The organism is Terrabacter sp. P5_B1 (genome assembly GCF_056400505.1).
The window spans coordinates 1-13,002 of the sequence record NZ_JBFULD010000092.1 but is presented as its reverse complement, the minus strand read 5'-3'; the positions used below and the strand labels follow the sequence as shown (position 1 = coordinate 13,002).

The following is a 13,002-nucleotide window of genomic DNA, read 5'->3' as shown; positions in this document are numbered from 1 at the left end:
CGATGATCCTCGGTCACGCACACCCCGAGGTCCTCGCGGCCGTGAACGAGGCCGCCGCGCACGGCTTCTCGTTCGGCACGCCGAGTGAGAACGAGGTGCGCCTCGCCGAGGAGATCGTCGCCCGTGTCGAGCCGGTCGAGCAGGTGCGCCTCGTCAACTCGGGCACCGAGGCGACGATGTCGGCCATCCGCCTCGCGCGCGGGTTCACCGGGCGCGACGTCATCGTGAAGTTCGCCGGCTGCTACCACGGCCACGTCGACGCGCTGCTGGCCTCGGCCGGCTCCGGGGTCGCGACGTTCGCCCTCCCCGACTCGGCCGGTGTGCCGCGGTCGAGCGCCGGCGAGACGATCGTGCTGCCCTACAACGACCTTCCCGCGCTCGAGGCCGCCTTCGCCGAGCGGGGCCACGAGATCGCCGCCGTCATCACCGAGGCTGCGGCCGGCAACATGGGCGTCGTCCCGCCGGCGCCCGGCTTCACCGAGGGCCTGCTGCGCGTCACCAGGGCGCACGGCGCCCTGCTCGTCTCCGACGAGGTGATGACCGGCTTCCGCTGCAGCGCCTCCGGCTTCTACGGCCTCGAGGGACCGTATGCCGCGGGCGCGCCCGACCTCTTCACCTTCGGCAAGGTCATGGGCGGGGGCTTCCCGACGGCGGCCTTCGGCGGCCGCGCGGACGTCATGGCGCTGCTCGCGCCGCAGGGGCCCGTCTACCAGGCCGRGACGCTGTCCGGGAACCCCGTCGCCTCGGCCGCCGGGCTCGCGACGCTGCAGGGCTGCACCCCCGCGGTGTACGACCGTCTCGACGTCGTCTCGCGCACGATCGCCGGCGCCGTCGCCAGCGAGCTGGGCGCCGCCTCGGTGCCGCACACCATCCAGTGGGCCGGATCGATGTTCTCCGTCTTCTTCCGCGACGGCGCCGTCACGAGCTACGACGACGCCAAGGACCAGGACACCGGCGCCTTCCGCCGGTTCTTCCACTCGATGCTCGGCCAGGGCGTGCACCTGCCGCCGAGCGCGTTCGAGTCGTGGTTCGTGTCGGCGGCGCACGACGACGAGGCCGTCGACCACGTGCTCGCGGCGCTCCCCGCCGCGGCCCGCGCCGCCGCCACCCCCGACTGACGGCACCGGGGAGTGGCGGCGGGCCACCCGGCATATGCCACAAGGTGCCCGGGGCATTGTCGGGGCGTCCGGGGTGGAGGACGCTGGTCGGTGACGGCGGCGCCGTCCGGGTGTCGCCCCGACTGAGGGAGGTGGAGTCGTGCACGCACGCTCCACGACGGTCATGGGCCGTCCCGAGATGATCGAGACCGGCATCGCGCACGTGCAGGACGTGGTGATGCCGCAGGTCAGGGGGATGGACGGCTGTGTCGGGTTGTCCATGGTCGCCGACCGCGTCAGCGGCCGGTGCATCGTCACGACGGCCTGGCGCGACGAGGCTGCGATGCGGGCCACGGCCGACAGCGTCGCCCCCCTGCGGCAGCAGGCGGCCGAGCTCCTCGGCGGTGAGGCCACGGTCGACGAGTGGGAGATCGCCTACCTCCACCGCGACCACCGTGTCGCGGACGGCGGCTCGGCCCGGGTGACGTGGGCCGAAGGGGACCCGACGAAGATCGACTCCATCCTCGACGCCTTCCGGATGGGGATCATGCCGCGGGTCGAGCAGCTCGAAGGGTTCTGCAGTGCAAGCCTCTTCGTGGACCGCACGTCCGGCAGGTGCTGTGTGACGGCGACCTACGACTCGCCCGAGGCGATGGTGGCGACCCGCGACGCGGCGATGGGGCTGCGGGCCGACCTCGTGCAGGACACCGGCATGAGGATCACCGAGATCGGCGAGTTCACGCTCGCCATCGCCCACCTGGACGCGCCCGAGCTCGTCTGAGCCGGTTCGGGCTGGTTCGGGCTCCCGAGCAGCTGCCCTAGTGGACGGCGGCGAGCAGCACGCCGACGCCCACGAAGAGTCCGCCGAAGACGCGGTTCAGGGTGCGCTGGCCCGACTCTCGCTGGGTCAGCCGCCCGAGCCCGCGTGCCGCCGCGGCGAAGAAGAACCACATGACGATGACGTCGATGGCGACGATCGTCGCGGCGAGCACGGCGTACTGCTCGGGCAGCGGGCGCTCCGGACGGATGAACTGCGGCGTGAACGCGAGGAAGAAGACGACCGCCTTCGGGTTGGTGAGGTTGACGAGGAGACCTCGGCGAAACATCGACCACGCCGGTTCGCGGTCCCCCGGCCCGACCCGGGCGACGCTTGCCCGCGAGCGGAACTGGCGCACCCCGAGGTAGACGAGGTAGGCGGCCCCGGCATACCGGATGACGTTGAAGAGCACGGGTGAACCCGCGACGAGGACGCCGACCCCGGCGGCCACGACGGCGAGGTGGGCGAGCAGCGCGACCTGCTGACCGAGGATGCCCCAGATCGAGCGGGTCCAGCCGGACCCGAGCGAGTTGGCCATCGTGTTGACGGCACCGGCCCCGGGGGTGAGGGAGATGAGCACGCCCGCCCCGACGAGCGTCAGCCAGACATTCCACGACACGTCGTGGAGTGTAGGCGGCGTCGTCCTGCCGTCGCCCGGTGTCCCACGGACGTTGCAGCACGTCACAGGGGGTGCACAGGCTCGGGTGCGGATTCGGTCCTGAGCAGCACGTTTGAGAGACTGTCGTCCATGGGTCAGAGCACGAGCGGGGAGTCGGCGGGCGCCGCCGACCTCACGGTCGTGCACCTCATGCGCCACGGCGAGGTCCACAACCCCGAGGGCGTGCTCTACGGCCGCCTCGACGGTTTCCACCTGTCCGAGCTCGGCCGCGACATGGCGCGTCTCGTCGCGGCCCACCTCGAGACCAACGACATCACCCACGTCGTCGCGTCGCCGCTCGAGCGGGMCCAGGAGACGGCGGCCCCGATCGCCACCGACCACGGCGTGCAGATCGCCCCCGACGTGCGCGTCATCGAGTCCGAGAACCAGTTCGAGGGTCGCAGCGTCGGCCTGGGCGACCTGATCCACCCGCGCAACTGGCACCTCTTCACCGACATCACGAAGCCGTCGTGGGGCGAGCCCTACGAGGACATCGCCACCCGGATGCTGGCGGCGATCGCCGACGCCCGCGACGCCGCCCGCGGCCACGAGGCCGTCGTCGTCAGCCACCAGCTCCCGGTCTGGACGGTGCGCAACAAGCTCGAGGGCCGACGCCTGTGGCACGACCCCCGCAAGCGGGAGTGCACCCTGGCGTCGCTCACCTCCCTGACCTACCACGGTGACGAGCTCGCCTCGATCACCTACTCCGAACCGGCCGCCCAGCTGCTCGCGAGGGCGAGCAAGAGCGTGGGCGCCTGATGGACCAGCTCGACCGACGCACCGCGCTGCGGTGGGCCGCCGTCGCCGTGGCCGGTGGCCTCGCCACCTTCACTGCCGCCTGCTCGACCGACCCGAACTCCGTCGCGGACCAAGCCCGCTCAGGTGACCGGAAGGGTTACGTCGCCGGCGACGGCTCGATCGAGCAGCTGCCCGTCTCCGACCGTGGCGAGCCGGTCAAGCTCGAGGGCACGACCCTCGACGGCAAGCCGTGGAGCAACGCCGAGCGCGCCGGCACCGTCCTGGTCGTCAACGTGTGGGGATCCTGGTGCCCACCGTGCATCGAGGAGACCCCCGCGCTGCAGAAGGCGTGGGAGAGCGTGCAGGCCAAGGGCAGCAAGGTCGAGTTCCTCGGCCTCGACAAGCTCGAGGGCGCGGACACCGGCCGCGCCTTCCTCACCGCCAACAAGGTCACCTACCCCTCGCTCGCCTACGACGGCGGCGTGCCGATCCTCTCGCTCCAGGGCAAGGCCTCGGCCACCCCGACGACCCTCGTCCTCGACCACGAGGCCCGCATCGCGGCCCGCGTCTCCGGCCCGGTCACCACGACGACGCTGCTCGGGCTCATCGACGACGTCCTCGCCGAGAAGGCCTGAGACCGACGTGGGTACCGAGCTCGCCACCGGCTCGCTCCTCGTGGCAGCGCTCGTCGCCCTCGTGGCCGGGTTCGTCTCGTTCGCCTCTCCCTGCGTGCTGCCGCTGGTCCCCGGCTTCCTCGGCTACGTCACCGGACTCTCCGACGTGTCGCTCGAGAAGCGGTCACGGGGGCGGCTCGTGCTCGGGGCGCTGCTCTTCGTCCTGGGCTTCACCGTCGTCTTCCTCGTCGCCGCAGCCGCCGTCTCGGCCGTCGGGCTGGCCTTCCGTGAGCACCAGAGCGCGCTGCTGCGCGTCGGCGGAGCCGTCGTCCTCGTCATGGGACTGCTCTTCCTCGGGATCGGGCGGTCGTATGCCGTCCCCGTCAGCTGGCGCCCGCGCGCGGGTCTCGGGGGGGCGCCCCTGCTCGGCGCCGCGTTCGCGATCGGGTGGTCCCCGTGCATGGGGCCGACGCTCGGGGCGATCCAGGCGATGGCCGCGCCCATCTCGGCGGAGTCCGGCTCGATCGGTCGAGGCCTCGCGCTGGCGGCCGTCTACTCGATCGGCCTGGGCCTGCCCTTCGTCCTCATGGCCGCCCTCTGGGAGCGCGCCGGCACCGCGAACGACTGGCTGCGCCGTCACCGCCGCGCCCTGCAGAACCTCGGAGGGCTGCTCCTCGTCGCCGTGGGGCTGCTCATGCTGACCGGGGTCTGGGAGGACGTCATCGTCTGGCTCCAGGTGCGACTCGTCAACGGCTTCCAGGTGGCGATCTGACATGAGCACCCACACGAACCCGGCGATCGACCCCGGCACCGACCCCGACGCCGACCCCGCCACCGAGAAGAGCGCGAGGGGCGGCACGGGCGCCCAGGGAGCCCAACGCATACGCAAGGGCATCCGGCCCGACCGTCAGGAGCCGATGCTGCCGACGCTCGGCGTCGTCGGGATGCTCCGCTGGGGCTGGCGCCAGCTGACGAGCATGCGCACGGCGCTCTTCCTGCTCCTGCTGCTCTCGATCGCCGCCGTGCCGGGCTCGATCTTCCCGCAGCGCAACATCGACGCCGGTCGGGTCGCCGACTACATGGCGCAGAACCCGACGACGTCCCCGTGGCTCGACCGGCTCGGCTTCTTCGACGTCTACGCGTCCCCGTGGTTCTCGGCGATCTACCTGCTGCTCTTCATCTCCCTCGTCGGTTGCATCGTGCCGCGCACCAAGGTGCACCTCTCGGCCCTGCGCTCGACCCCGCCGCGCGCTCCCGCACGGCTGAAGCGGCTCGACGAGCACACCGAGCTCACGACCACCCTGTCGCCTGACGAAGCCCTCGATGCAGCACGGAAGGCCCTGAAGCGCAAGCGGTTCCGTGTGCACTCACACGACGGCACGAGCGTCTCCGCCGAGTCCGGCTACCTCCGCGAGACCGGCAACCTGCTCTTCCATCTCGCGCTCACGGGCATCATCATCGGCATGGCCGTCGGGCACCTGCTCGGCTGGCGCGGCGACATCATCCTCGCCGAGGGCGACAAGTTCGCGTCGTCGGCGGGCACCTACAACACGATCTCACCGGGCCCCTGGGTCGACACCGAGACGTTGCCGCCCTTCGTCCTGTCGCTCGACAGGCTCCACGTCGAGTTCAACGAGATCCCCGGTCGTGACTTCGGCAAACCGCGGCTCTTCGAGGCCCAGACGACGTTGCAGAGCGGGCCAGGCGCGTCGAAGAGCAGCGAGAGCGTCTCGGTCAACCACCCGGTCACCGTCGACGGCGCCGACATCTTCCTGCTCGGCAACGGCTACACCCCGGTCATCACGGTGCGCGACGCGAAGGGCGCCGTGCTCTACCGCGAGGCCACGCCGTTCCTCCCGCAGGATCCGAACTACCGGTCCGTCGGCGTCATCAAGGTGCCGTCGGCCTCGCCCAAGCAGCTCGGCTTCACCGGCTTCTTCCTGCCGACGGCCGAGCCGACCTTCACCAACGGCCCGGTGTCGCTCTTCCCCGACGCGAACAACCCCGAGATCGCGATGTCGCTGTGGGAGGGCAACCTCTTCCCCGGTGGTGCACCCCAGTCGGTCTACACGCTCAACACCGAGCAGATGAAGCAGGTGCTGCAGCCCAACGGGTCGCCGGCACTGTTCCGCCTCAAGCCCGGACAGACCAAGCAGCTGCCCGGCGGCCGTGGCTCCATCACCTTCGACAGCGTCAAGCGGTTCGCCGGCCTGTCGGTGCGCACCGACCCGGGTGCCCCGCTCAGTCTCGTCAGTGCCGTCCTCGCCACCCTCGGCCTCATCCTCGGCCTCACCATCAAGCGCCGCCGCGTCTTCGTCCGCGTCCGTCCGGCCCCGACGGACGCAGGTGCCGACCCCGACGCCGGGGGCACCCTTGACAGCCCGCCCGCCGCCGACGGACGACGGGCTACCGTGGTCACCATCGGTGGCCTCTCGAAGGACTCCGACCCCGGGCTCGCCGCGATCGTCACCGCGATCACGACCGGCGTGCACGACCGCCTTGCAGAACGGACCGACCGCTCGTGAACCTCGCAGCCAACGCCAACGCCGCGCTCTACGCGTCGATGATCGTCTACACACTCGCCATGCTCGCCTTCACCTGGCACCTGGCGGCGCGAGTGCCGAAGGTGGTCGACTCCGACGTCGCGGCCGCCCCGGCCGACGAGCGCGCGGGTGTCCTGGTCGGGGCCGGCGCGCCGACGACGACCGAACGCCGTCCGGCGGCGTCGGGTGCGGCTGGGGCCGGGTTCGAGGAGAGCCTGAAGAGCCGCCAGCGCGGCAGCATCGCCCTGATGCTGACCTACCTCGCGTCGGCGCTGCTCGTCGCGTCGGTGCTCATGCGCGGGCTGGCCGTGGGTCGCCCCCCGTGGGGCAACATGTTCGAGTTCGCGACCGCCGCGGCTGCCGCCGTCGGTGCGGCCTACAGCGTGCTCGCCAGGCGCAACAGCTGGCAGTGGCTCGGCGTCTTCATCGTCACCCMGATCCTGCTCGTGCTCGGCCTCGCGCTCACGGTGCTCTACACGGAGGCCGGCGAGCTCATGCCGGCCCTGAAGTCCTACTGGCTCGGCATCCACGTGTCGGTGGCCTTCCTCGCCGTCTCCTTCTTCACCCTCGCGTTCGCGGTCGGCGTGCTCTACCTCGTGCGCCTGCGCCGCGAGGAGAAGCCCCCCGCCAAGCCCGGCTTCCTCGAGTCGCTGCCGAGCTCGACGTCACTCGAGCACACGGCATACAGCCTCAACATGGTCGCGTTCATCCTGTGGACGTTCACGCTCATCGCGGGGGCCATCTGGGCCAAGCAGGCTTGGGGCGCCTACTGGCAGTGGGACCCCAAGGAGGTGTGGACGTTCGTCATCTGGACGGTCTACGCCGCCTACATGCACAGCCGCGCGACGGCCGGCGTCGACCACCGCAGGTCGATGTACATCGCGCTCGCGGGCTACGTCGCCGTCCTCATCAACTTCACGCTGGTCAACCTCGTGTCGACCTTCGTGGGCATGCACAACTACTCAGGCATGTGATCTGACATGGTCCGCTACTCCCTGCTCCGCATCCTGATCTTCTTCGGGTTCCTCTTCCTCTTCTGGCTCATCGGGCTGCGCAACAACCCGGTGCTCCTGCTCGGAGCGTCGGCCCTCGCGTCGGCCGCCGCGTCCTACATCCTGCTGCGCGGCATGCGCGACGAGATCACGGCCAAGCTGATCGACCGGCACGAGGCCAAGCTCGTGGCGAAGCAGGAGGTCGACCCGACGAGCGACGAGTTCGCCGAGGACGCCGAGGACGAGCGCCCCGTGCGTGACGCGGACTCCACGGGCGCGGCAGCCGCCGAGGACCCCCGCAGGGCCGACCACTAGGCCGGGGGGACGGTCCGGGTCGCCATCGGGTTCGCCATCCGGGTCGCGATGCGCGTCGCCGTCGCGGCGGCGTCGTCCCCGACGCCGAAGAGCAGTGCCGACCGGCGCCGCCGGAGGAAGTGCACCCCGACGAAGTGCAGGTCGGGTGCGACCACGCTCTCGCCGTCGACGTGCACCGGGAACCCCTGGTCGTCGACGAGGCCGGGCACGTCGATCCACTCGGAGTAGCGCGACCGGAAGCCCGTCGCCACCACGACGGAGCCGAGAGCACGCACCGGCACCGAGTCGACCGGCGGCGGCTCCAACGCCGCGGGCTCGGGCAGCTCGGGCGGCTGCGTGCCGACGGCGACGCAGGACCGGACCACGAGATCGCGCAGCATCCGGTAGGCGTCGTCGGACCAGGCGAGCGTCGCCGTCAGGTCGGGCGCGAGCCGCACCTCGCCGTCGATGACGCCGACCGCGTGGCCCCCGAGCCGCACGCCCAGGGCGTGCAGCGTCCGGAAGTGCACGTCGTGGCCTCCGCCGACCCCGCTCGCCTGCGGGTTGGCCCCCAGCCGGGCTGCCGGTGCTGCGAGCTGCGCCGGGGTCTGCTCGAAGAACGGCGTGTCGAGGAGCCAGTCGAAGACGTCCCGGCCGCCCGGCCGGCGTGGGAACCACGGGGCACGGCCGCACGCCATGACGACCTCGCGTCCGGCGAGCGCGAGCTCCTCGGCGATCTGGCAGGCGCTCTGCCCGCTGCCGACGACGAGCACCGGTCCGTCGGGCAGCGCACCGGGGTTGCGGTAGTGGAGCGTGTCGACGCACGGCACGTCGGGGGAGAGCGACGCGAGTCCGGCCGGCACGTGCGGTCGCTGGTAGGCACCGGTGGCGACGACGACGACCCGACTGCGGACCGGCCCGGAGTCCGTGGTGAGCACGAAGCCGCCGTGGGGTGCCCGGGTGAGCTTCCGCACGGCCACTCCCTGGCGCACCCGACCCAGCCGGCCGGCATACGCCTGCAGGTGTTGGGCGATCTCGGTGCGGGACATGAAGCCGTCGGGGTCGTCCCCGTCGTAGGTCGCCCCGGGCAGTCGCACCGTGTGGTTGGGGCCGACGAGCGTGAAGCTGTCCCAGCGGCCCAGCCATGACGACCCCGGCGAGCTCTCTTCGAGCACGACGTGCTGCACGTCCCGCCGGGCCAGCTCGTGGCTCGTCGCGAGCCCCGCCTGCCCGGCCCCGATGACGACGACGTCGATCTCCTCGACCACGGGTCCACCGTGGCACCTGCGGCCGTCCGGGTCAGCGAAACGGCCTCAACGGCCGGTCGGTCAGGCGCGCCCGAGGGCGAGACCGACGGCGAGCAGCACCGACCACGCCAGCTGGAACTGGCCGGTGCCGGCCAGGGCCGGGATGAGACCCGGACCGGTGGCGCGGCCGACGACCGCCTGCATCGGCCGCACGACGAGCGGGGCGGCCAGGACCGCGAGCAGCGCCCACGGGGAGGTGAGCGCGGCGAGGCCGGTCATGACGAACGCCACCGCGACGAGCACGACGTAGAAGGATCGCGTCCCGGACTCACCCATCCGCACCGCGAGCGTGCGTTTGCCGTGCTCGCGGTCGGTCGGGATGTCGCGCAGGTTGTTGGCGACGAGGATCGCCGAGGCGAGGGCGCCCACCCCGATCGCGCCCCACCAGCCGGCTGCCGTCGGCGGCGTCATCGTCGCCATCGTGCCGAGGGTCGCGACAAGGCCGAAGAAGACGAAGACGAAGACCTCGCCCAGCCCGAGGTAGCCGTAGGGCCGGGACCCACCGGTGTAGTACCACGCCGCCACGATGGCGGCCGCACCGATCGGGATCATCACCCACAGGCCGGAGAGGCCGACGAGGGCCAGGCCCATGAGGCCCGCGAAGAAGAAGCACGCGAACGCCGCGATCTTGACCGACCCGGGCGCGGCCAGGCGCTGGCCGACGAGGCGCACCGGGCCCACCCGCACCTCGTCAGTGCCGCGGATGCCGTCGGAGTAGTCGTTGGCGTAGTTGACCCCGACCTGGAGAGCCAGGGCCACGACGAGGGCGAGAAGGGCATACGCCCAGACGACGTGACCGGTCTGGTAGGCGGCACCGGTGCCGACGAGGATGGGGGAGACGGCGGCGGGCAGCGTGCGAGGGCGCGCGCCCTCGATCCACTGGGACAGAGTGGCCATGGAGTTCTCGGGGCGTCCTTCTACAGCTTGCGGAGGAAGTCGGGGTCGTCGTCGGGCCCTAGTGGCCCTCGGGGTCCTCGCGGCCCGGACGGCCCGGGCGGCCGGCGACCCGGCCCTCGTGGCGTGGGACCGCCGCGGGCACCGGCTCGGCCGGCCACGAACCAGCCGATCGGCCCGAGGACGGGCACGAGGACCGTGATGAGCCAGACCGGTTTGGGCATCGTCCGCACCACGCGGTGGTCGGTCTGCACGCAGTCGACGAACGCATAGATCGAGGCGAAGACGACGAGGGCGACGAGCATGACGCGCAGCACGACGACCTCCTTCGGCGAGGGTGGGAACACCCTTATCTTGCCACCGCTCAGGCGGGACCCTGAACGGCGCGTCGGATGGCGGCCCGGTCGGGCTTGCCCGGCCCGCGCTGCGGGATGGAGGCGAGCACGAGCACCCGGCGCGGGAGCGCTGTGTCAGGGAGTATGCCGCGCAGGCGCTCACGCACCTGATGCGTCGTCAGGTGCGCGGTGGGGTCGACGAGGGTCACTGCGGCACAGACGGACTCGCCCCACTCCGGGTCGGGGAGCCCGAGGACCACCACGTCGAGGACGTCGTCGAGGTGCCGTGCCATGGCGTCCTCGACGACCCCGGGGTTGATCTTGAGCCCGCCGGTGTTGATGACGTCGTCGGCGCGGCCGTTGATGACGAGCAGGCCGTCGTCGTCGAAGTGGCCGAGGTCGTCGGTGCGGAACCACCGCACGCCGTCGGGGTCGACGGTGAACGCGTCACGGGTCAGGCCCGGCTCGCCGAGGTAGCCGTCGGCGACGGTGTCGCCGCCGAGGACGACGTGCCGGTCGTTGTCGACRTGGACCCGGCTGACAGGCAGGGGGGTGCCGTCGTAGACGCAGCCGCCGGCCGTCTCGCTCATGCCGTAGGTGAGGCTGAGGACGACTCCGAGGGCGCGAGCGCGCTCGACGAGCGCGGGAGGTGTCGCGGCGCCGCCGACGAGCACGCCGTCGAAGCCGCGCAGGGCCGCCACCCCCGAGGGATCGTCGACGAGCCGCGACAGCTGGGTGGGCACGAGCGCCGTGTAGCGCCGCATGGCAGCGCTCGGCGGGTGGACCCGGGACGCCGCGGCAGCGAACGCCGCGACGGAGAAGCCGTCACGCAGATCGAGCACGGCCGGGGCGACCCCCGCGGCGACCGAGCGCAGCAACACCTGCAGCCCGGCGACGTGGTGGGCCGGCATGGCGAGCAGCCACGCGCCGCTGCCGCCGAGGACCTGGTGCGTCGCCCTCGCCGACCGCTCGAGCGCGTCCGCCGTCAGCAGCGCGCGCTTGGGGCGGCCGGTCGAGCCGGACGTGCCGATCGCGACCCCGAGCCCGTCGGGCAGGTCGGCCGGGTCGTGGGACGGCACCGGCGGCGGCAGGTCGTCCGCGGCATACGGCAGCACGGGGGAGCGGCCGGTCAGGGCCGCCTCGAGGGCGGGCAGCACGTCGAGGACGGCGGGTCCGGCGGGGATCGCCAGCGGTCTGGGGGACGGCGCGGCCATCAGGCACGTCTCGCTCTCGGTCGTGCGGTCGGTGTGGCGCGGCGGCGCTGCCGGGCCGCCATGGCGACGGTCCACACGAGCACGACCGCGCAGACGGGGAACCCGACGTAGGGGTTGAGGGGGAGCACGATGCCGAGGGTGCCGCCGACGACCCAGAGCACCTGGAGCATCGTCTCGGACCACGCGAAGACCGACGTGCGGACGTTCTCGGGGACCTCGCGCTGCACGAGGGCGTCGAAGCAGAGCTTGGACAGCTGCGCCGAGTGGCCCTGGACGAAGCCGAGCAGGGCGAGGGTCCACACGCCGTACCAGATGCCCGCCGCGGCGCAGCAGACCGTCGCGGCGAGCACCGACACCATCGCGATGCGCTCCGGCCGCTGGTCGCGCACGACGTTGCCGACGACGCTCCCGAGCGCGTTGCCGATCCCGATGGCGACGGCGATGATCGCGAGGACGACCTCGCCGCGGATGCCGCCGATGGGGTGCTCCTTGGCGAGGAACGCCATGAAGAGGATGAGGAAGCCGGTGAGCACCCGCGTGCCCCCCGTCGACCACATGGCGTGCATGACCGGCCAGGGGATCGCCTGCTTGCGGCGACGGAAGCGGCCCACCGGTCCCAGCGAGTCGACCGTGAGGGTGTCGCCGTCCGTGGGCGTATGCCGTGTCGCGGGGGAGCCCGACCAGCCGCGCTGGGTGCCGCGGAGCGAGCTGCGGGCCGGCGGGGTCCCCGTGTCGCTGCCGTCGGTGCCGTCGGTGCCGTCGGTGCCGTCTCGTGCTGGGACGCTGACGGGGATCGCGGTCGTGTCGTCGATGGACACCTCACCTAGGGGGGAGTCGACACGCTCCGGCAGTCGGATGGCCTGGACGGTCCCGATGACGAAGACGACGAACGCGACCCGGAGCGCCCAGGCCGGACCGGCGAGCATCGCCACGCCGCCGAACGCGCCCCCGACGACGGCCCCGACGACCCCGGCCATCGACACGCGTGAGTTCGCCTTGACGAGGGTGATGCCTGGCGGCAGCAGGCGTGGGACGGCGGCCGCCCGCGTGATGGTGTAGGCCCGGGACGCGACGAGGCAGCCGAGGGCGGCGGGGAAGAGCCAGCCGCTGTCGTTCGTGATCGCCTCGCCCAGGACCCAGCAGAGGAAGGCCCGGAGCGCCAGCGTCGTGCCGATGGCCCACCGGCGACCGTGCGAGAAGCGGTCGAGCAGAGGGCCGATGAGCGGCGCGACGAGGACGAACGGGACCATCGTCAGGAGCAGGAAGGTCGCGACGTCGCCGCGGGCGTGGGCCGTCTGCGGGTTGAAGAAGAGCGTGCCCGCGAGGGCCAGCGTCATGATCGTGTCGCCCGCGGTGTGGCTCGCGTGCAGCTCGGTCATGCGCGCCAGCCCGGTCTCGCCGGCCCCGCCGGAGTGGGTGTAGGCGTGGGCCTTCGCAGCGGCGCAGCGGCCCGAGCGGGCCGTCAGGCGGGCCGTCCCGGCGGCCGCGCGACCGAGTCC

The 13,002-nt window shown here is 72.3% G+C and carries 14 protein-coding genes; 8 read left to right on the top strand and 6 right to left on the bottom strand.

What is annotated here, in order from left to right; all coding sequences use genetic code 11:
- Together AC1DP0_RS08970 and AC1DP0_RS08965 are read left to right on the top strand one after the other, a co-directional pair.
- Positions 1-1,118, top strand: a 1,118-nt coding sequence (locus AC1DP0_RS08970) for a glutamate-1-semialdehyde 2,1-aminomutase (RefSeq protein ID WP_478083826.1), incomplete at its 5' end; no start/stop codon positions are given.
- Between the two features lie 139 nt (positions 1,119-1,257).
- Positions 1,258-1,878: a hypothetical protein gene (locus AC1DP0_RS08965; protein ID WP_478083824.1), complete on the top strand. Its 621-nt coding sequence runs from the start codon at positions 1,258-1,260 to the stop codon at positions 1,876-1,878.
- Positions 1,879-1,915: 37 nt separating this feature from the next.
- On the opposite strand, the gene AC1DP0_RS08960 is transcribed toward AC1DP0_RS08965, so the two are convergent.
- Positions 1,916-2,533, bottom strand: coding sequence for a LysE family transporter (locus tag AC1DP0_RS08960; RefSeq protein WP_478083822.1), 618 nt, complete (start codon positions 2,531-2,533; stop codon positions 1,916-1,918).
- Positions 2,534-2,662: 129 nt separating this feature from the next.
- Here AC1DP0_RS08960 and AC1DP0_RS08955 point away from each other — a divergent pair, with 129 nt between their 5' ends.
- Genes AC1DP0_RS08955 through AC1DP0_RS08930 form a run of 6 tightly spaced genes read left to right on the top strand, consistent with a single transcriptional unit; the run spans position 2,663 to position 7,774 of the window.
- Positions 2,663-3,331 (top strand): histidine phosphatase family protein, encoded by a 669-nt coding sequence (locus tag AC1DP0_RS08955; protein ID WP_478083821.1) that lies wholly within the window; start codon positions 2,663-2,665, stop codon positions 3,329-3,331.
- Complete coding sequence (locus tag AC1DP0_RS08950; protein WP_478083820.1) at positions 3,331-3,945, top strand: TlpA family protein disulfide reductase; 615 nt, start codon at positions 3,331-3,333, stop codon at positions 3,943-3,945. Before AC1DP0_RS08955 ends, AC1DP0_RS08950 begins: the two co-directional genes overlap by 1 nt.
- A gap of 7 nt (positions 3,946-3,952) precedes the next feature.
- Positions 3,953-4,696, top strand: coding sequence for a cytochrome c biogenesis CcdA family protein (locus AC1DP0_RS08945; protein WP_478083819.1), 744 nt, complete (start codon positions 3,953-3,955; stop codon positions 4,694-4,696).
- A gap of 1 nt (position 4,697) precedes the next feature.
- The gene (gene resB / locus AC1DP0_RS08940; protein ID WP_478083817.1) at positions 4,698-6,449 is read left to right on the top strand and encodes a cytochrome c biogenesis protein ResB; all 1,752 of its coding nucleotides are present in this window, start codon (positions 4,698-4,700) and stop codon (positions 6,447-6,449) included.
- Positions 6,446-7,441, top strand: a complete 996-nt coding sequence (ccsB, locus tag AC1DP0_RS08935; protein WP_478083816.1) for a c-type cytochrome biogenesis protein CcsB — start codon at positions 6,446-6,448, stop codon at positions 7,439-7,441. Before resB ends, ccsB begins: the two co-directional genes overlap by 4 nt.
- 6 nt (positions 7,442-7,447) lie before the next feature.
- Positions 7,448-7,774 carry a DUF4229 domain-containing protein gene (locus tag AC1DP0_RS08930; protein WP_478083814.1) on the top strand — a complete coding sequence of 109 codons (327 nt, stop codon included), beginning with the start codon at positions 7,448-7,450 and terminating at the stop codon, positions 7,772-7,774.
- On the opposite strand, the gene AC1DP0_RS08925 is transcribed toward AC1DP0_RS08930, so the two are convergent.
- The 5 genes from AC1DP0_RS08925 to AC1DP0_RS08905 form a co-directional block, all read right to left on the bottom strand.
- Positions 7,771-9,021, bottom strand: a complete 1,251-nt coding sequence (locus AC1DP0_RS08925) for a flavin-containing monooxygenase (protein WP_478083812.1) — start codon at positions 9,019-9,021, stop codon at positions 7,771-7,773. The genes AC1DP0_RS08930 and AC1DP0_RS08925 overlap by 4 nt on opposite strands.
- Positions 9,022-9,081: 60 nt before the next feature.
- A complete protein-coding gene (locus AC1DP0_RS08920; protein WP_478083811.1) occupies positions 9,082-9,957 on the bottom strand; it encodes a 1,4-dihydroxy-2-naphthoate polyprenyltransferase in 876 nt (291 codons plus the stop codon).
- A gap of 20 nt (positions 9,958-9,977) precedes the next feature.
- On the bottom strand, positions 9,978-10,271 hold the full coding sequence (locus AC1DP0_RS08915; protein ID WP_478083810.1) for a PLDc N-terminal domain-containing protein: 294 nt from the start codon (positions 10,269-10,271) through the stop codon (positions 9,978-9,980).
- A gap of 47 nt (positions 10,272-10,318) precedes the next feature.
- A complete protein-coding gene (menE, locus tag AC1DP0_RS08910) occupies positions 10,319-11,503 on the bottom strand; it encodes an o-succinylbenzoate--CoA ligase (RefSeq protein ID WP_478083808.1) in 1,185 nt (394 codons plus the stop codon).
- On the bottom strand, positions 11,503-13,002 hold a 1,500-nt coding region (locus tag AC1DP0_RS08905), incomplete at its 5' end, for an MFS transporter (RefSeq protein WP_478083807.1). The genes menE and AC1DP0_RS08905, both read right to left, overlap by 1 nt.